The sequence below is a fragment of the Mangrovicoccus algicola genome, assembly GCF_014903745.1.
Taxonomy (GTDB): Bacteria; Pseudomonadota; Alphaproteobacteria; order Rhodobacterales; family Rhodobacteraceae; genus Mangrovicoccus; species Mangrovicoccus algicola.
On record NZ_JACVXA010000080.1, the window covers coordinates 1 to 17616 of the forward strand.

The following is a 17616-nucleotide window of genomic DNA, read 5'->3' on the forward strand; positions in this document are numbered from 1 at the left end:
CCGCTGCGCGCGCTGCGCGAACACGCCGCCGCCCGAGACGCCGCCGGGCGCCGGGTGGAAACGATGCAGGCGGATCGCGACCGCTTCGCCCGCGAGGTCGGCGCTCTGGCCCGGGCGCGGGGCATCGCGCCGCAGGACCGGCCTGCCGACACCTTCGCCGCGCTGCAGGCCCAGGCCGCAGAAGCCCGCGCCAGGGCCGAGGCCGCCGCGACGCGCGAGGACCGCATCGCCCGGGCCGAGACGGAACGCCAGGCCGCCGCCGGGACGCTGCGGCGCATTGCCCAGGAGGTCGCCGCCATCGCTGCGGTGTTTCCCGATCCCGGGGCGCTGGAGGATATCGACCGGCTCCGGGAGGCGGCGGGGCGCGCGACACAGCTGATCGCCGACCGCGCCCGGCTGGAGCAGCTGCGCCGGGAGGTGACGGCGGAGCTGGGCGTGCCGGATGTCGCGGCAGCGCGCGCCTGCCTCGCGGGCTGCACCCCCGCCGCGCTGGAGGCGGAGACCGCCGCGTGCGAGGCCGACCTGGCGCGGGCCGAGGCGGCGCTGGTCGCGGCGATCGAGACCCGCGCGGGCGCCGATCTCGCCCTGGCGCGGATCACCGGCGAGGACGGGATCGCGGCGCTGGCGGAACGGCGCGCCACGCTGGAGCTGGAGCTGGAGGCGGCCGCGCTGGAACATCTGGAACTCTCGCTCGGCCACGCCCTGGCCTCGGATGCGATCCGCCGCTATCGCGACAGCCATCGCAGCGCCATGATGACCGCGACCGAGGGCTGCTTTGCCCGGCTCACGGGCGGGGCCTATCCCGCGCTGATGACCCAGATCGAGAAGGAGGCGGAGATCCTGCTGGCGGTGGATGCCGCCGGGGCCAGCAAGCGCGCCGCCGAGATGTCCAAGGGCACGCGGTTCCAGCTTTACCTGGCGCTGCGCGCGGCGGCGCATGAGCAGATGGTCGCGCAGGGCACGCGCCTGCCCTTCTTCTGCGACGACATTTTCGAGACGTTCGACGAGGACCGAACCGGCGCCGCCTGCCAGGTGATGGAGGAGATCGGCCGCCGCGGCCAGGCGATCTACCTGACCCATCACCGCCATGTGGTCGAGATCGCCAAACGCGTCTGCGATACCCCGCCGGTGATCCACGAACTCTGATGCGCACCGGCATCGGGACCGCCTCGGGGACGCACAGGACGGCGGCGGGGCATCGAGGGGGGGGGCCGGCGGAGCGGCAGGCGGGACAAGAGGGCCTGCCCGGTCCGCGACGGTCCCGGGATGGCCGGGCTGGATGTTTCTCCCGGCATGGCGGGCCGCTTCCGGTCCGGGCTGCGGGACCTGAGGTGCATTGCCCTCCGTTTCATGACATGAAACGACAGGGAACGCCCCATGCGATGAAAGCGGGTCAAGCGACATGATCGACATCCAGCCCCTCGCGATCCTGCGCGAAATCGACCGGACCGGCAGCCTGACCGAAGCCGCCGACCGTCTGAACCTGACGCAGTCGGCCGTCAGCCATGCCATCCGCCGCTTCGAGGAGCGCCACGGCGTGAAGCTCTGGGACCGCGAGGGACGCAAGCTGCGCCTCACCCCGACGGGAGAGTATCTTCTGGGTCTCTCCGCGCGGGTCCTGCCGCAGCTGGAACACGCCGCTGCGGTGCTGGAGGATTACGCCCGCGGACGGCGCGGGGCGATCCGGGTGGGGATGGAGTGCCACCCCTGCCAGGACTGGCTGATGCGGGTCGTCGACCCGTTCCTCGCCGCCTGGCCCGATGTCGACCTGGATGTCACCACGGCCTTCCAGTTCGGCGGGCTCGCTGCCCTGCTGGGGCACGAGATCGATCTTCTGGTCACCCCCGACCCGGTTGACCGCCCCGGCCTGGAATACCGGCCCGTCTTCAACTATGAGCTGGTCCTCGCGGTCGCGAAGGATCACCCGCTGGCCCGGAAACGGCAGGTCGCGCCGGCTGACCTGGGCCGCGAGACGCTCATCACCTATCCGGTCGCGCGCGAGAGGCTGGATATCTACACGCAGTTCCTCGTCCCTGCCCATGCGCTGCCGCGCAGGCACCGCACGGTGGAGACGACCGACCTGATGCTGCGGCTGGTCGCCTCGGGGCGCGCGGTCAGCGCCACGCCCGACTGGCTGCTGCGAGGCGCCAGGGGCGTGACAGGCGTGCGGATCGGGTCCGGCATCCCGAAATCGATCCATCTGGGCTATCGGACGGGGACATTGCCGGGCTATCTCGAAGGGTTCCTGCAGCTGGCGGAACGCGTCGAGATCTGACGGCACCGCCTTCGCAGAAGGCCCGCAGCCCGCCCCGCACATGACACGATGTCATGAAACTCCGATGAGAAGTCATTTTTGTTCATGCCGAAACTGCGGCAGGAAGGGGCATCGCCGGAAACGACGGGCCCCGCCCGCCGTCACAGGCCACATGACACCTGACAGGAGACCGGACCGCCATGACCGCGCCCTTCGCATTCCAGATCAAGCGCCTTCGGTTCGATGAGGACTACACCCCCGAGACCGGCACGCGGCTGACCACGAATTTCGCCAATCTCGCGCGCGGCGCGCATCGCCGACAGAACCTGGCGAACGCGCTGCGCATGATCGACAACCGGCTCAACGATCTGGCCGGCTGGGACAACCCGCAGGCGGACCGCTACGCGGTGGAGCTGGACATCGTTTCCGTCGATCTGGACCTGGGAGGCAGCGGCGACGCCTTCCCGGCGATCGAGATGCTTCAGACCGCGATCCTCGACCGCAGGACCGGCACCCGCATCCCGGGGCTCGTCGGCAACAACTTCTCCTCCTACGTCCGGGACTACGATTTCAGCGTGGTTTTGCCCGAGCATAACAAAGGCCGCGACAGTTTCGGCCTGCCCGAGGATTTCGGCGATCTGCATGGCCGCATCTTCAAGGCCTTCGTCGCGTCGGACACCTTCCGGACCCAGTTCCGCAAGCCGCCGGTGATCTGCCTGAGCGTGTCGGAAACCAAGAGCTACGAGCGCACGGCGAACACCCATCCGGTGCTGGGGGTCGAATATGTCCCGAGCGGCGCCTCCCTGACCGAACAGTATTTCGGCAAGATGGGGCTCGATGTGCGCTACTTCATGCCGCCGGGCAGCGTCGCGCCGCTGGCCTTCTACCATGCCGGCGATCTGCTGAACGACTACACCAACCTCGAACTGATCGGCACGATCAGCACGATGGAAACCTTCCAGAAGATCTACCGCCCCGAGATCTACAACGCCAATTCGGTGGCGGGCCAGACCTGCCGGCCCAGCCTGAAGCATCAGGATTTCTCCGTGACGCGCGTGGTCTACGACCGCGAGGAACGCGCGCGCCTGGCGACCGAGCAGGGCCGATTTGCCGAGGAAACCTTCATCACGCCGCATCGCGCCCGGCTGGCCGAATGGGCCGCCCGGTCCGCCGCCTGACACCACGACCCCGAGGGACATGACCATGACCAAACTGCTTCCCACCTCCACCGCCGGCAGCCTGCCGAAACCCTCCTGGCTGGCCGAGCCCGAAAAGCTCTGGTCGCCGTGGAAGATGGAGGGCGAGGCGCTGGCCCAGGCCAAGCAGGACGCCCTGCGCGTGACCCTCGCCGAACAGCGCGGCGCGGGCATCGACATCGTCAGCGACGGCGAACAGACGCGCCAGCATTTCGTCACCACCTTCATCGAGGGGCTGGAGGGCGTCGATTTCCAGAAACGCGAAACGGTGCGCATCCGCGACCGTTATGACGCCAGCGTGCCGACGGTGACCGGGCCCGTGTCCCGCCCCCGCCCTGTCTTCGTCGAGGATGCGACATTCCTGCGCGCCCAGACCGATGCGCCGATCAAATGGGCCCTGCCCGGGCCGATGACCATGATCGACACGCTCTATGACGCGCATTACCGCAGCCGCGAAAAGCTGGCCTGGGAATTCGCCAGGCTGTTGAACGAAGAGGCGAAGGCGCTGGAGGCCGCGGGCGTCGACATCATCCAGTTCGACGAACCGGCCTTCAATGTCTTCTTCGACGAGGTGAATGACTGGGGCATCGCGACCCTGGAACGCGCCATGGAAGGCCTGAAATGCGAGACCGCCGTCCATATCTGCTATGGCTACGGCATCAAGGCGAATACCGACTGGAAGGCGACGCTCGGCTCCGAATGGCGGCAATACGAGATGATCTTCCCCGCCATCCGGAAGTCCAGCGTCGATCTGGTGTCGCTGGAATGCCAGAACAGCCATGTGCCGATGGAGCTGATCGAGCTGATCCGCGGCAAGAAGGTCATGGTGGGCGCCATCGACGTGGCCACCGACAGGATCGAGACGCCCGAAGAGGTCGCCGCCACCCTGCGCAAGGCGCTGCAATTCGTCGATGCAGACAAGCTTTACCCCTGCACCAATTGCGGGATGACGCCCCTGTCGCGGCAGGTCGCGCGCGGCAAGCTGGAGGCGCTGAGCGCGGGGGCCGGGATCATCCGGCGCGAGCTGGGGGCCTCTGCGGCGGCCTGACCCCGGCAGCCGGGGCCTGCGCGGATCAGCCCGTCGGGGAAGAGCGCGTCCGCCCCGGCTCCGGCACAGCGCCCTGCCCGGCCGCCCCCGCCCCGGCGAAGGGCCGCAAGATCGCGGCGACCGGATCCCCGGCAGGCACGGCAATGGAGGTCAGCCCCATCCCGCCCAGTTCGGTCAGAAGACCCGCGGCGTCGGGCGTGCCGCCGCCGGGCAGGGTCTGCGCCGGCCGCCCCGCCGGTCGGACCGCCAGCCGGCCATCGACCGTCTTCAGAAGGGCGTCCACGCCCTCGGGAGCGGAACGGGCGGGAGCGTCCAGAAGGGACAGTTCGGGGCGACCCGTCCTGACCCTGTGGAAAAAGCCGGACATCACCTGCGCCGCCTCCCGCGCGCAGAGCCCCGCCGACAGCTCGATCCCGGCGTCTTGCAGCCGCGCGAAGCCCCCGCCATTCACCCTGGGATCGGGATCCCGGATCGCGCAGACCACCCGGCGGATGCCCGCGGCGATGATCGCATCGGTGCAGGGCGGGGTCCGGCCCCAGTGGCAGCAGGGTTCCAGCGTGACATAGAGCGTCGCGCCCGCCGCATCGACAGCCTGCTCCAGCGCCGCACGTTCGGCATGCGGGCGGCCTCCGGGATGGGTGGCAGCCTCGGCCAGCACGAGACCGTCGCGCACCACCACGCAGCCCACCGGCGGATTGGGCCAGACCTGACCGCGCACGCCACGCGCAAGGGCAAGCGCGCGCTGCATCCACCCCAGATCAGAGCCGGGTCGGGTTAGGTGCATCACCATACATCGCCACCGGGTCGAAGGTCTTGTGGTCTTCGCGGAAGGCCAGCGGGCGCCCGGCCTCAGCGCCATGCGGCACCGCGCGATAGAAGCACGACCGATAGCCCACGTGGCAGGAGGCGCCGGAAGCGGCCACCGCGACACGCAGCCACAGCGCATCCTGATCGTCGTCGATGCGCGCCTCGACCACCTTCTGCACCAGACCCGAGCTCGCCCCCTTGCGCCACAGCACCTGCCGCGCACGGCTGAAATAATGCGCCTCGCCGGTCTCGATGGTCAGGCGAAAGGCCTCGGCCGTCATCCAGCCCAGCATGAGGACCTCGCCGCTGGCCGCATCGGTGGTGATGCAGGGCAGCAGGCCGTCAGGGCCGAACCGCGGCGCGAGCTCGCTGCCTTCCTCGACCTGCTCGACGCTCCGGCGCGCGTGAAATTCCATTATTGCCCCATTCCTTCGTCACTGTCTTGCGGTAGGTTATAGTATAACATATCAACAGGTGACCCGGAAACGATCGGAAGTAAAGAGGGGCGCGCAAGAGAATGGCATGGGATGATGACCGCCTGCCTGTCACGTTGCTGACGGGATTTCTGGGCGCCGGGAAGACGACGCTCCTGAACCACCTGATCCGCGACCCCGAAGCGGGGCGGATCGCGGTGATCATGAACGAATTCGGCGATGTCGGCCTGGATCACGACCTGATCGAGGAAGCGACCGAAGAGACGATCCTGCTGCAATCAGGGTGCCTGTGCTGCGCGCTTCTGGGGGATCTGGCTGACACGCTGGGCGCGCTCGAGGAAAGACGCAAGGCCGGGGAGGTGGAGTTCGACCGGGTCGTGATCGAGACCAGCGGCATCGCCGACCCCGCGCCGATCATCCACACGCTGGCCGCGGACCGGCTGCTGGCGCAGGGCTTCCGGCTGGACGGGGTGGTGACTTTGGCGGATGCGGCCACGGGGATGAACACGCTGGATCGGCAATTCGAAGCGGTCCAGCAGGTGGCCATGGCCGATATGCTGATCCTGTCCAAGACCGATCTGGCGGACACCCTCACGCTGGCGCGTTTCGAGACGCGGCTTGCGGCGATCAATGCCGGGGCTGCGCGCCGTCACGCAAGGCACGGCCGCGTGCCGCCGGGGGCCCTGTTCGGCTTGTCCGCGATGAGGCAGGAGGCCGAGGCCTCCGAAATCGACGCGTGGCTGGGCCTGCTGCAGCAGACGGCACAGCCCGACCCGCTGGCGGGTCTCTCCGGCCTGAAGACACCCCCTGACACACCGGCCCCGCTCCGCCCCGCCGCGCCGGTCCATCGGGGGCGGCACGACCAGCGCATCGTCTCGGCCTCCGTCGAAGTCGCGAGGCCGATCCCCGCGGAGGTCTTCGATCTCTGGCTGGATACGCTGATCGCCCTCAAGGGGCCCAATGTGCTGCGGATGAAGGGGATCGTGCATGTGGAGGGGCTGCAATATCCCTTCGTGTTCCACGGCGTGCAGCACATCTTCGAGGCGCCGGTGCCCTTCAGGGCCTGGTCCGGGGGGGACACCACCAGCCGCGTCGTGGTCATCGCCCGCGACATGGAGGAGGCCGAGCTGAAGGCAAGCCTCGGGATGCTTCTGCTGGCGCCCGGGGAAACGCCTGACGCCCCCGGCGGGCTGATGGCGGAAACCGTCGAAATGCCGTTCTGACCGGATGTGCGGGTCCTGTCCTTGCCAGCACGCGCCGAGCGTGACGCCGGATGGGCCGACGCGGCGCTGCGTCCTTGCCACCTGGGCCGTCCGGCTTCTGAAACTGCCGGTGCGGGCCTATCGCCTGCTCTGGTCGCCATGGGTCGGGCAGGCCTGCCGGTTCCAGCCGACCTGTTCAAGCTATGCCATCGAGGCGCTGGAGCGTCACGGCCCGCTTTGCGGCACGTGGCTGACCCTGCGCCGGCTGATGCGCTGCCATCCCTGGGGAGGCGCGGGATACGACCCGGTGCCCCCGCCCCCTGCCCCGAGACTTCCGCGAAAGACCCCTGAATGATCCATATCCGCCTGCCCGACGGGACCACCCGTCCGCTCGCCCCGTCCAGCTCCGCCGCCGATCTCGCGAGCGCCATCAGCCCGGGCCTTGCCAAACGCACCGTTGCGGCGGTTGTCGACGGCAGGGTCTGCGATCTGTCGGCGCCCCTGCCCGACGGCGCCTCGGTCGAGCTGCTGCCCCGCGACGATCCCCGGGCGCTGGAGCTGATCCGCCATGACCTCGCCCATGTCCTGGCCGAGGCGGTCCAGGCGCTCTGGCCCGGGACGAAAACCGCCATCGGCCCGGCGATCGAGCACGGGTTCTACTATGATTTCGACCGCGACACGCCCTTCACCCCCGAAGACCTGCCGGCGATCGAGGCGAAGATGCGCGAGATCATCGCGGCCAAGACCCCCTTCACCTGCGAGGAATGGAGCCGCGACAAGGCCCGCGCTCATTTCGAGGCGGCGGGCGAGCCCTACAAGCTGGCGCTGCTGGACGCGATCCCCGAGGGCGAGCCGGTAAAAATCTACCGGCAGGGCGATTGGCTCGACCTGTGCCGGGGGCCGCATATGCGCACCACCGCCGATGCCGGCACGGCGTTCAGGCTGACCCGCGTCGCCGGGGCCTATTGGCGCGGCGACAGCAACAACAAGATGCTCAGCCGGATCTACGGCGTGGCCTTCGCCGACACCGCCGCGCTGGACGCCCACATGACCATGATGGCCGAGGCCGAGAAACGCGACCACCGCAGGTTGGGCCGCGAGATGACACTGTTTCACTTCGAGGAGGTCGCGCCGGGATCTGTCTTCTGGCACCCCAAGGGCTGGCGGCTGTTCCAGACCCTGATCGGCTACATGCGGCAGCGGCAGGAGGCGGCGGGCTATGTCGAGGTGAACTCCCCCGACATCATGGACCGCGCCCTGTGGGAAACCTCGGGCCATTGGCAGAACTACCGCGCCAACATGTTCCTGGCCCAGACGCCGGATGATCGCGAATACGCGCTGAAGCCGATGAACTGCCCCGGTCACATGCTGATCTACGGGCAAGGCACGAAAAGCTACCGCGACCTGCCGCTGAAGCTGGCCGAATTCGGCAAGGTGCATCGCTACGAACCCTCCGGCGCGCTGCATGGCCTGCTGCGCGTGCGCAGCTTCACCCAGGACGACGCGCATATCTACTGCACGCCGGAGCAGCTGACCGGGGAATGCCTGAAGGTCAACGACCTGGTGCTGTCGATCTACCGCGATTTCGGCTTCGAGGACGTGCGGATCAAGCTGTCGACCCGCCCCGAGAACCGCATCGGCAGCGATGACAGCTGGGACCGGTCCGAGGCCGCGCTGCGCGATGCGCTGGAGCGCGCGGGCCATCCTTACACGATCTTCGAGGGCGAAGGCGCCTTCTACGGACCGAAACTGGAATACGTGCTGCGCGACGCCATCGGCCGCGACTGGCAATGCGGCACGCTGCAGGTGGATTTCAACCTGCCCGAACGCTTCGGCACCAGCTATGTCGCGGCCTCCGGCGAAAAGCGCGCGCCCGTGATGCTGCACCGCGCGCTCTTCGGCTCGCTCGAGCGGTTCACCGGCATCCTGATCGAACACCATGCGGGCCACCTGCCGCTGTGGCTGGCCCCGGTGCAGGCGGTGGTCGCGACGGTGACGCGCGCGGCGGACGGTTGGGCGGCCGAGGTGGCGCAGTGCCTGAAGGCCGCGGGCCTGCGGGTGGACACCGACCTGCGCAACGAGAAGATCGGCTACAAGGTGCGCGAACACGCGCTGGCCAGGATCCCCGTGCAGATCGCCCTTGGCGGGCGCGAGGCCGAGGAGCGCACCGTCACCCTCCGCCGCCATGGGACGCCCGGCACGCAGACCCTATCGCTGGAGAACGCCGTTCGGGCATTGTCGGCGCAGGCACGGCCGCCCGGTGCCGAGTGACCCGGGCGGCCATCATTCGGAAGGACCCCCACATGACGATCACCACAGAAGAGATCGAGCAGGCCCTTGTCACCTGGGGCAATGGCAAGATCGCCATTTCCAAGGCTTTCGAGGAGGGCGGCATCGAGGCGGCCCGCAGCGTCGCCTCGGCCAATCTCGACGCCTATTACGGCTATGATCTCGGGCCGGTGCTGTTCAAGCCGACGATGGCAAGCGGCGAACAGACCTTCCGCCCGACCAAGCCCGGTGCCCTCGCCTATTTCTGCGGCCATTCCGAGGACTATCCCCGCGACAACGGCTTCGCGATCATGGGCTGGCGGGCGACCGAGAACATCACCGCCGCCACCTTCGTGCAGGGCGACATCGCGATGTGGATGGGCTGGATCAGGCTGACCGACAGGAACGGCTCCGTCACCACCGTCGACAAGAGCTTCGGCTACAAGAAGGACGGGGCCGGCATTCTGCGCATCGTCCTGCATCACTCCTCCCTGCCCTACATGCCGCCGGAGACATGACGATGTCCGAAACAACCGAAGATCTGAGGCGATGCACGCAGCTGGCCTCCGGCCCCGCGGGACTGGCGGCCATTCATCGGCCCGGCACCGCCGCCGCGCTGTGGGACCGCAGGCCGCTTGACCGGTTCCAGGCCTGGATCGATGCCCTGCCCGCCGGGCAGCTGCCGCGCACGCGCGTCATCCTGAGGCCGGAGGCGGTCTGCGACGCGCTGCTCGACGTGGCGCGGATCTGCGGCACGCCCGATTGCCCGGAACGCAACATGCTGATCGAGGATGCCTCGGCGCTGGCGGCGATCTTCGCCGATGTGATGGACTGCGCGCATCTGCGGCTGCGGCTGGATGTCGTGCGGACCGATGCCTGCCGCAGGTTCCATGTGGATGCGGTGACCGCCCGGCTGATCTGCACCTATCGGGGCACCGGGACGCAATACGGCCTGTCGACGACCGGCGATGATCCGGACACCGTCCTGACCGTGCCGACCGGCGCGCCCATCGTCCTGCGCGGCACGCGGTGGCCGGAAAACCCGCCATCCGGCCTGCTGCACCGCTCGCCCCCGATCGCGGGCACGAATGAGACCCGCCTGCTGCTGGTGCTGGACCCGGTGGAAGATCCCGAACGGGAGCGCGGCACCGCCTATATTCACTGATCGCCCCCCCGGGACGCCTGCCCCCTTCACGTCCCGGATGTCGCAAACCGGGCGCGGTAGTCGCGCGGCGACAGGGCGAACCGGCGGCGAAACGCCTTGCGCATCTGCTCGTCCGTGCGGAACCCCGCGCGGAACGCCACGGTCTTCATCGGCAGGCCCGTGTCCAGCAGAAGCGCCTTGGCCGTGTCGCAGCGCAGGCTTTCCAGCGTGGCCATCGGCGAGGCCCCGATCTCGGCGGCGAAGGCACGGCTGAGGCTGCGCGTGCTCATGCCATGGGCGCGCGCGATCCCATCGAGCGTCAGGGGCTGGTCCAGCCGCGCCCCCATCCAGGCCAGCACCTCCTTCATGCTGCTCGGCGCAGACCCCTGCCCCGCCATCTGGCCGGTCAGCAGCGTGCTGAACTGCGACTGCCCGCCGGGACGTTTCAGATACATCACCATGTCGCGCGCCACGGCCAGCGCGATGTCGCGGCCATGATCCTGCTCGACGAAAGCCAGGGTCAGGTCGATGGCGGCCGTCACGCCCGCCGAGGTCCAGAATCGCCCCGCCTGCAGGAAGATCGCGTCGGCATCCACCTCCACCCGCGGATAGCGCAGGCGCAGCCGCTCCGCGTATTTCCAGTGGGTCGCCGCGCGCATGCCGTCCAGCAGGCCCGCCTCTGCCAGAAAGAACGACCCCGTGCACAGCGCCGCGCAGCGCGGCACATCCGGGCCACGATCCCGGCACCATGCCACCAGCGCCGCCTCCCGCGCCAGCGCCTCCTCGATCCGGGCGGCGCCGGCGATCAGCACCGTATCGGGCGCGCCCAGATCGCGCAGTGCGACGGTGGCCTCGAGCGACATCAGCGTGTCTGACGGAACCGGTCCCGCCCCGGGCGCGGCGATGACCACGTCGTAGCCGCCGGGACGGCCCGCGGCGGCCAGGTGCTCCGTCGCGTAGCCGAACACGCTCAGAGGCCCCGTCGCCTCCAGCGTCTTGAAACCGGGGTAAACGACTAGCGCAATCTGCCGCCTCTGGTCGGCGCCCCCGGTCTGCTCACGCATCGCTGTGTCCTGTGGTGGCCGATATGGCCCGCTGATTGGCTGAAAGGCGCGGGTCGGAACGCTCGCGGCATGGATGTTACTATGTAACACCCCACCCAGCACAACAAGAAGGAACCGCATCATGAAGATCCGCGCCGCCGTCGCCTGGGAGGCGAACCGTCCGCTGGAGATCGAGGAGATCGACCTCGACGGCCCGAAGGAAGGCGAGGTCCTGATCCGCATCGTGACCACCAGCCTGTGCCATACCGACATGTTCACCCTGTCCGGCGCCGATCCCGAAGGGCTGTTCCCTGCCGTGCTGGGCCATGAGGCCGTCGGCATCGTCGAAGAGCTGGGCGCCGGTGTGACCTCCGTGAAGCCGGGGGATCACGTGATCCCGCTTTACACGCCCGAGGATCCGAATTGTCCCTACATCAAGTCGGGCAAGACCAACCTTTGCCAGACCATCCGCAAGACCCAGGGCGCGGGCGTGATGCCCGACGGCACCTCGCGGTTCAGCTACAAGGGGAAGATGATCCATCACTACATGGGCACCTCCACCTTTGCCGAATACACCGTGCTGCCCGAGATCGCGGTGGCCAGGATCAGCAAGGACGCGCCGCTGTCGAAGGCGTCGGTGATGGGTTGTGCGATCCCGACCGGCATGGGCGCCGTGCGCAACACCGCCAAGGTCGAGGCCGGCGCGACGGTTGCCGTCTTCGGCCTTGGCGCCGTCGGCATGGCCGTGATCCAGGGAGCGAAGATGCAGGGCGCGTCGCGCATCATAGGCATCGACACCAACCCCGAGAAATTCGCGCTGGCGCGCCAGCTGGGCGCATCCGAGTGCATCAATCCCGCCGACTTCCCCCAGCCGATCCAGGAGGTCATTGTCGAAATGACGAATGGCGGGGTGGATTACAGCTTCGAATGCATCGGCAATGTGAACGTCATGCGCGCGGCGCTGGAATGCTGCCACAAGGGCTGGGGCGAATGCACCGTGATCGGCGTGGCCGGCGCCGGCGAGGAAATCGCCACCCGTCCCTTCCAGCTGGTGACGGGCCGGGTCTGGCGCGGCTCCGCCTTCGGCGGCGTTCTGGGGCGCAGCCAGCTGCCGGGCATGGTGGATGAATGGCTGCGGGGGGATTTCGATGTCGATCCCTACATCACCCACAACATGACGCATGAGCAGATCAACACGGCGTTCGACCTGCTGCACGCGGGCAAGTCGATCCGGTCGGTCATCCACTTCCGGCCCAACGAGACGATGCTGAAGAACACCCTGCCGGGCGTGATCGTCCCCGCGTGATCGCAGCGGCCGGGCCGCCCCTCTCCGGGTGATGACCGCAGGGACCCGCCCATCGCGCGTGCCCCTGCGCGCGGCGGTCCCGGGGGGCCGTGCCGATGCGCAGGGAGGCATCCGGCCCCGCGCGCAGGCGCAGGCCGTCTGTCGGCGGCATGCCTGCCCGGACAGGAGGGCAGCGCGCGAAAACCGGTTGCGGACGCCTTGGGGCGCCCTTATTGTGTAATGGTATAACATCTCATTCAGTAGACGGAGAAACAGATGCCAGCCAGCGACACCCGCCTGCCTGTCACCGTGCTGTCGGGCTTTCTCGGCGCCGGCAAGACCACGCTTCTCAACGACGTACTCAACAATCGCGACGGCCGCCGCGTGGCGGTCATCGTCAACGACATGTCCGAGGTGAATATCGATGCCGATCTCGTCCGCGAGGGCGGCGCCAATCTCAGCCAGACCGAGGAAAAGCTGGTCGAGATGACCAATGGCTGCATCTGCTGCACGCTGCGCGACGACCTGCTGGTCGAAGTGCGCCGGCTGGCCGGGGAAGGCCGGTTCGACTACCTGCTGATCGAGAGCACCGGCATCGCCGAGCCGCTGCCCGTCGCGGCCACCTTCGATTTCCGCGACGAGTTCGGCGAAAGCCTGTCCGACACGGCCCGGCTCGACACGATGGTGACCGTCGTCGACACGGTGAACCTGCTGAACGACTATTCCAGCCACGATTTCATCCGCGACCGCGGCGAAAGCCTGGGCGAAGAGGACGACCGCACGCTGGTCAACCTGCTGGTCGAGCAGATCGAATTCGCCGATGTGGTGGTGCTCAACAAGGTGTCGGATGCCGGTCCGGAAAAACTGGATGCCGCGCGCAAGATCGTCACCTCGCTCAATCCCGACGCGCAGATCATCGAGACCGATCACAGCAAGGTGCCGGCCGATCGCATCATGGGCACCGGCCTGTTCGATTTCGACAAGGCGCATCTGCACCCGATGTGGGCCAAGGAGCTCTACGGCTTTGCCGATCACGTGCCCGAGACCGAGGAATACGGCGTGTCCTCCTTCGTCTACCGGGCCCGGCGCCCCTTCCATCCGCAGAAGATCCACGATGTGCTCAACAGCCCGCTGCCCGGCGTGATCCGCGCCAAGGGCCATTTCTGGATCGCCACGCGCCCCGACTGGCTGGCAGAATTCTCGCTGGCCGGCGCGCTGAGCAGCGTCGCGCCGATGGGACGCTGGTGGGCGACCGTCCCGCAGGATCGCTGGCCCGATCAGCCGCAGGCGCGCGACTACCTCGCGCGGCACTGGCAGGAGCCCTATGGCGACCGCCGCCAGGAACTGGTCTTCATCGGCGCCGGCATGGACAAGGCCGCCATCACGGCGGCCCTGGATGCGGCGCTGGTCGGAGACGGGACAAGCTTCGTGCCGCACCAATGGGAAGACCTGCCCGACCCCTTCCCCCGCTGGCGCAGCTCAGCACAGGCGGCGTGAGACCGGGCAGCGGAGCGTGACGGCCGCGGCCATGCCGACATGGCCGCGGCGCATTGCGCATCAGCATCGCCTCCCCCGTCCGGATGCGGAACCCGGCAGGGCGAAGTGGATGGGCACGGGCAGAACCCGGGTTCAGGGGCGCGGTCGGCCGTGACCTTGCCCCCGGAATCCCGACCGGGAATTGAATCGCTCCCGGAGAGAAGGATCCCGGATGCGCAGACAGCCCCGTCGTCCCGTCACTGCCGAGTTCAAGGAACAGGCCGTCGCGCGCCGATCGACGGTTTCGTCGGCGCCCCGAGGAACGAGCTGGTCCACCGCACGCGGTTCCGGTCGCGCCGGGAGGCGAAGGTCGCGCTGTTCGACTGCATCGCGATTGTCTGCAGCCGTCGGCGCCGCCACTCGACCACCGGGTACCGCAGGCCCGAGCAGGCACGGATCGACATGGCCGCCAGGATGGGCGCATCGCGAATATCGGCCCCGTCCGAGATCCGGGGGCAAGCTCATCTTTGGCCGATCCCCCGCCCTGCTGCATGGTCAGCGCGGCTTCCTCCAGCACATCGAAGATGTCGGCCATGGACTCCGTCACGATGCCATGACGAAGCAGTGGAACAGCGTGACGCGGCGCGGTCCCCGCCCCAGCGATGATGCGGTCGGCGGGCAGGACCTCGAAATCCTCCGGCGCGGCGCAGAATTCCGGCGCCCGTCTGGCGGGATCGGCCTCCCCCCCGGCCGGGGAGGTCGCGATCTGCCGCCGGGTCGCCTCGACGGTCTCCTCCGCAGGCGTGCCGCAGGCCTGTTTCCGCCGCTCGTTCATGTCCCGGTTGGTTTCGGGGATGGGGGCAGCGGAACGGCTCATGGCTGGCAGCTCCATCGAGAAGTCGTTAAGGATCGTGCGGGGACAGCCGGGCGGTTCTTGCGGGCCCATCGCTTGCCTGCCGCAACCTCTGGCCTAGTCTTGGCATGGAACAACACGATCTGGGATTGGCACGATGACCGCTGTGCATCTGGTAAAGCTCTGCGTGGGCGCCGAAAAGGTCGAGGACCTGATGGCCTGGCAGGAGATGCGGGCGCAGGCGACGCCCGACGGGCTGCCGCGCCATGTCACGCGGATGTGGCCCAAGCGCGAGGCGGAGCTGCTTGGCAGCGGTTCGCTCTACTGGGTGTTCAAGGGCCTGATTCTCGCCCGCCAGGCGGTGCTGCGCCTCGACGAGGTGGTGACGCAGGACGGCATCCGCCGCTGCGCCATCGTCCTGGACCGGACCATCATCCGCACCGAGGCCCGCCCGCGCCGCCCCTTCCAGGGCTGGCGCTATCTCGATCCCGCCGATGCCCCGCCCGACATGACGGCCCGCGCGGCGGCGGAGCCTGCCCTGCCGCCCGCGCTGGCGGCGGCGCTGGCCGAGATCGGCGTCCTGAAGCTCAGCGCCTAGCGCAGCAGGGCCTCGACGCGGCGCACGAAGGTCTGCGGCCCCAGCGGGCCTTCGGCCGTGCGCCGCGCGGCCGCGCCGACACGCGCCACCAAGGCGTCATCCCCGGCCAGGCGCTCCAGTATGGCAGCCAGCCCCGGCACGTCCCCGGCATCGACGACGAACCCGTCCACGCCCTGGGTGAGATAGCAGGCCGTGCCGCATTGCCGCGCGATGACCGGCACGCAGCCGAAGGCCATCGCCTCGATCGGCGACGATCCCAGCGGTTCCTTCCGCGCCGGCAGCACGCAGACATCATGGGCGGCATAGATCGCGGCCATCTCTGCGAAGGGCACGTCCGGCACCAGCGTGATCGCCCCGCCCGAGGCGGCCGCGGCCGCCTCCAGGCGGTCCAGATGCGCGCCCTCCGCTCCCTTGGCGCTGGCCAGGCGCGAGCCCACCAGCGTCAGCCTTGCGCGCCCCGTGTCCAGAAGCGGCTGCATGGCCGCGATCAGCTTGTCCTGGTTCTTGCGCGGCTGCATCAGCTTGCCCACGCACAGCACCCGCAACGGCCCCTGCCGCGGCAGCCGGCCCGCCCCGGAGGGCGCCTCCACCGGCCAGGGCAGGAACGTGGCCAGCGGATCCGGCGCGCCGCCCTCGAGCCCGGTCTTGGGGGTCACCCGCCGCGCGGGCAGCCCCTGGAGACGCCATTCCCAGGCCTTGTACCAGGGCCAGGGACGGTCCGCCGCGCGCTGGTCGTAGTGATACAGGGGAATCCGGCCGAACCGCGCCGCGCCGAGCACCGCGGGCGAGACCGGCCGGGCATGGCGCACCAGCGCAAGATCGGGGGCGAAATCCCGTACCGCGCGCCGGATCGCAGCCGGCGGCGTGCCGGGGCCGAAGACCTGCGGGGTGACATGGGTCCAGTCCTCCGTCGGTTCGCGCTTGGGCACGAAGACGGCGACCTCGTGCCCGGCACCGATCAGCGCCCGGGTGGCAAAGAACAGGTTGGTGTGGAAACGCGGGGCGACGAAGAGGATGCGGCTCATGCCCCGAGCCATGCGCCCTTGCCGCCTCCGGGTCAAGTCGCGGCTGCCGGCCCCCGGGCACGCCGGCGGCCGGGCGGGGCATTCCGGCCCCTGCCCCGGTTTTGTTAACCATAGATTCACCGCCGGGGAGAAAGGTTAAGGCCATGTTTCTCCGCCTGGCCGCCTGCCTCTTGCTGATCGTGTGGACCGCGCCGCTGCTGGCCGGGGCCTGGCCGCGCGGCAAGGGGAACGGCTTTCTCAGCCTCTCCTACGAGGAAACCATGCGCCGGGGCGAGGCGGGCGCGGCGCTCGGCCTGTCGGACCGGGTGCTGACGGAAGAGCCCGACCGCTACGGTTTCTCCGCCTTCTATGCCGAACTCGGCGTGACCGACCGGCTGACCTTCGGGCTGGATGCCGGGCAGGATCACGGGCCGGACACCTACCAGGTCATCGCCTTCGCGGTGATGAATGTCTCGCCCGCGGATTGGCGCACGCAGATCGCGCTGGAACTGGGATTGGGGCAGCGGGACTATCCGGCCGATGCCTTCGACGCCGCGCCCCTGGCCGAGCTGGAGGAGGGCGGGACGGAGACGGTGATCCGCCCGGGCCTGTCGCTGGGGCGCGGCTTCTCCACGCGGCTGGGCGACGGATGGGCGGCGATCGATGCCCGGGTCGAGCTGCGCCGCGATCACGGCGACCGCATTCCCAAGATCGACACCACCTTGGGGATCGCGCCCGGCCCGCGCAGCCTGGCCTATCTGCAGCTGCAATATTCCGACTATCCCGGAACCGCGCCCAATTACCGGCTGGTGCCGACCTACGTGTTCCGTCCCCTGCCATGGATGGCGCTGGAATCGGCGATCCTGTGGGACGTGGCGGGGGGCAACAGGGCCGGGCTGCGCGCGGCGATCTGGCTGGAATTCTGACACTCCGGGAGGCGGCGGGCGCACGGGCCCGCCCCCCGGCCGCGCGGCCAGCCGCGCGCAGATGCCCGCCGCAGGCCG

General features: G+C 69.0%; 17 protein-coding genes. 13 read left to right on the plus strand and 4 right to left on the minus strand.

Features of this window, described 5'->3' with window-relative positions:
• The 4 genes from ICN82_RS18765 to ICN82_RS18780 all read left to right on the plus strand — a co-directional run.
• Positions 1 to 1146: ATP-binding protein (locus tag ICN82_RS18765; protein WP_407943774.1), on the plus strand; the 1146-nt coding region annotated here is incomplete at its 5' end.
• 256 nt (positions 1147 to 1402) lie between these two features.
• Positions 1403 to 2275, plus strand: coding sequence for a LysR family transcriptional regulator (locus ICN82_RS18770; RefSeq protein WP_193186064.1), 873 nt, complete (start codon positions 1403 to 1405; stop codon positions 2273 to 2275).
• A gap of 179 nt (positions 2276 to 2454) precedes the next feature.
• Entirely contained in the window at positions 2455 to 3432 is a 978-nt protein-coding gene (locus tag ICN82_RS18775; protein WP_193186067.1) for a DUF1852 domain-containing protein, read from the plus strand.
• A gap of 25 nt (positions 3433 to 3457) precedes the next feature.
• Entirely contained in the window at positions 3458 to 4498 is a 1041-nt protein-coding gene (locus ICN82_RS18780; protein ID WP_193186070.1) for a methionine synthase, read from the plus strand.
• Between the two features lie 25 nt (positions 4499 to 4523).
• On the opposite strand, the gene ribD is transcribed toward ICN82_RS18780, so the two are convergent.
• Both ribD and hisI read right to left on the minus strand, forming a co-directional pair.
• Complete coding sequence (gene ribD / locus ICN82_RS18785; protein ID WP_193186072.1) at positions 4524 to 5246, minus strand: bifunctional diaminohydroxyphosphoribosylaminopyrimidine deaminase/5-amino-6-(5-phosphoribosylamino)uracil reductase RibD; 723 nt, start codon at positions 5244 to 5246, stop codon at positions 4524 to 4526.
• Between the two features lie 10 nt (positions 5247 to 5256).
• Positions 5257 to 5721: a phosphoribosyl-AMP cyclohydrolase gene (hisI, locus tag ICN82_RS18790; protein WP_193186075.1), complete on the minus strand. Its 465-nt coding sequence runs from the start codon at positions 5719 to 5721 to the stop codon at positions 5257 to 5259.
• A gap of 101 nt (positions 5722 to 5822) precedes the next feature.
• Between hisI and ICN82_RS18795 the strand changes: the two genes are divergently transcribed.
• From ICN82_RS18795 to ICN82_RS18815, 5 genes are read left to right on the plus strand one after another with little or no spacing between them, the layout of a single operon-like run.
• Positions 5823 to 6962, plus strand: a complete 1140-nt coding sequence (locus ICN82_RS18795) for a CobW family GTP-binding protein (RefSeq protein WP_193186078.1) — start codon at positions 5823 to 5825, stop codon at positions 6960 to 6962.
• 40 nt (positions 6963 to 7002) lie between these two features.
• Complete coding sequence (yidD, locus tag ICN82_RS18800; RefSeq protein ID WP_330999033.1) at positions 7003 to 7296, plus strand: membrane protein insertion efficiency factor YidD; 294 nt, start codon at positions 7003 to 7005, stop codon at positions 7294 to 7296.
• Entirely contained in the window at positions 7293 to 9212 is a 1920-nt protein-coding gene (gene thrS, locus ICN82_RS18805) for a threonine--tRNA ligase (protein ID WP_193186083.1), read from the plus strand. Before yidD ends, thrS begins: the two co-directional genes overlap by 4 nt.
• A gap of 32 nt (positions 9213 to 9244) precedes the next feature.
• Positions 9245 to 9727, plus strand: a complete 483-nt coding sequence (locus tag ICN82_RS18810) for a phosphoribosyl-AMP cyclohydrolase (RefSeq protein WP_193186086.1) — start codon at positions 9245 to 9247, stop codon at positions 9725 to 9727.
• A 2-nt stretch (positions 9728 to 9729) separates the two neighbouring features.
• Positions 9730 to 10374, plus strand: a complete 645-nt coding sequence (locus ICN82_RS18815; protein WP_226898607.1) for a DUF1826 domain-containing protein — start codon at positions 9730 to 9732, stop codon at positions 10372 to 10374.
• A 26-nt stretch (positions 10375 to 10400) separates the two neighbouring features.
• Here ICN82_RS18815 and ICN82_RS18820 read toward each other — a convergent pair whose 3' ends face one another.
• Positions 10401 to 11417 (minus strand): GlxA family transcriptional regulator, encoded by a 1017-nt coding sequence (locus ICN82_RS18820; protein ID WP_193186092.1) that lies wholly within the window; start codon positions 11415 to 11417, stop codon positions 10401 to 10403.
• A 121-nt stretch (positions 11418 to 11538) separates the two neighbouring features.
• Between ICN82_RS18820 and ICN82_RS18825 the strand changes: the two genes are divergently transcribed.
• The 3 genes from ICN82_RS18825 (at position 11539) to ICN82_RS18835 (ending at position 15608) form a co-directional block, all read left to right on the plus strand.
• Positions 11539 to 12702 carry an S-(hydroxymethyl)glutathione dehydrogenase/class III alcohol dehydrogenase gene (locus tag ICN82_RS18825; protein WP_193186095.1) on the plus strand — a complete coding sequence of 388 codons (1164 nt, stop codon included), beginning with the start codon at positions 11539 to 11541 and terminating at the stop codon, positions 12700 to 12702.
• 255 nt (positions 12703 to 12957) lie between these two features.
• Positions 12958 to 14178, plus strand: a complete 1221-nt coding sequence (gene zigA, locus ICN82_RS18830) for a zinc metallochaperone GTPase ZigA (protein ID WP_193186098.1) — start codon at positions 12958 to 12960, stop codon at positions 14176 to 14178.
• Positions 14179 to 15167: 989 nt separating this feature from the next.
• Positions 15168 to 15608, plus strand: coding sequence for a DUF1489 family protein (locus ICN82_RS18835; RefSeq protein WP_193186101.1), 441 nt, complete (start codon positions 15168 to 15170; stop codon positions 15606 to 15608).
• Here the strand turns inward: ICN82_RS18835 and ICN82_RS18840 are convergent.
• Positions 15605 to 16633 (minus strand): glycosyltransferase family 4 protein, encoded by a 1029-nt coding sequence (locus ICN82_RS18840; RefSeq protein ID WP_193186104.1) that lies wholly within the window; start codon positions 16631 to 16633, stop codon positions 15605 to 15607. The genes ICN82_RS18835 and ICN82_RS18840 overlap by 4 nt on opposite strands.
• 143 nt (positions 16634 to 16776) lie before the next feature.
• Here ICN82_RS18840 and ICN82_RS18845 point away from each other — a divergent pair, with 143 nt between their 5' ends.
• On the plus strand, positions 16777 to 17538 hold the full coding sequence (locus tag ICN82_RS18845) for a hypothetical protein (RefSeq protein ID WP_193186108.1): 762 nt from the start codon (positions 16777 to 16779) through the stop codon (positions 17536 to 17538).
• Positions 17539 to 17616 lie beyond the last annotated feature (78 nt).

What these genes read in the sequence shown, in the direction of transcription:
- ribD (WP_193186072.1), bottom strand. Translation starts at nt 5,246, where the DNA reads ATGCAGCGCGCGCTTGCCCTTGCGCGTGGCGTGCGCGGTCAGGTCTGG.
- ICN82_RS18820 (WP_193186092.1), bottom strand. Translation starts at nt 11,417, where the DNA reads ATGCGTGAGCAGACCGGGGGCGCCGACCAGAGGCGGCAGATTGCGCTA.
- ICN82_RS18775 (WP_193186067.1), top strand. Translation starts at nt 2,455, where the DNA reads ATGACCGCGCCCTTCGCATTCCAGATCAAGCGCCTTCGGTTCGATGAG.
- ICN82_RS18770 (WP_193186064.1), top strand. Translation starts at nt 1,403, where the DNA reads ATGATCGACATCCAGCCCCTCGCGATCCTGCGCGAAATCGACCGGACC.
- ICN82_RS18795 (WP_193186078.1), top strand. Translation starts at nt 5,823, where the DNA reads ATGGCATGGGATGATGACCGCCTGCCTGTCACGTTGCTGACGGGATTT.
- ICN82_RS18840 (WP_193186104.1), bottom strand. Translation starts at nt 16,633, where the DNA reads ATGAGCCGCATCCTCTTCGTCGCCCCGCGTTTCCACACCAACCTGTTC.
- ICN82_RS18815 (WP_226898607.1), top strand. Translation starts at nt 9,730, where the DNA reads ATGTCCGAAACAACCGAAGATCTGAGGCGATGCACGCAGCTGGCCTCC.
- ICN82_RS18845 (WP_193186108.1), top strand. Translation starts at nt 16,777, where the DNA reads ATGTTTCTCCGCCTGGCCGCCTGCCTCTTGCTGATCGTGTGGACCGCG.
- zigA (WP_193186098.1), top strand. Translation starts at nt 12,958, where the DNA reads ATGCCAGCCAGCGACACCCGCCTGCCTGTCACCGTGCTGTCGGGCTTT.
- ICN82_RS18835 (WP_193186101.1), top strand. Translation starts at nt 15,168, where the DNA reads ATGACCGCTGTGCATCTGGTAAAGCTCTGCGTGGGCGCCGAAAAGGTC.
- ICN82_RS18810 (WP_193186086.1), top strand. Translation starts at nt 9,245, where the DNA reads ATGACGATCACCACAGAAGAGATCGAGCAGGCCCTTGTCACCTGGGGC.
- ICN82_RS18825 (WP_193186095.1), top strand. Translation starts at nt 11,539, where the DNA reads ATGAAGATCCGCGCCGCCGTCGCCTGGGAGGCGAACCGTCCGCTGGAG.
- thrS (WP_193186083.1), top strand. Translation starts at nt 7,293, where the DNA reads ATGATCCATATCCGCCTGCCCGACGGGACCACCCGTCCGCTCGCCCCG.
- ICN82_RS18780 (WP_193186070.1), top strand. Translation starts at nt 3,458, where the DNA reads ATGACCAAACTGCTTCCCACCTCCACCGCCGGCAGCCTGCCGAAACCC.
- hisI (WP_193186075.1), bottom strand. Translation starts at nt 5,721, where the DNA reads ATGGAATTTCACGCGCGCCGGAGCGTCGAGCAGGTCGAGGAAGGCAGC.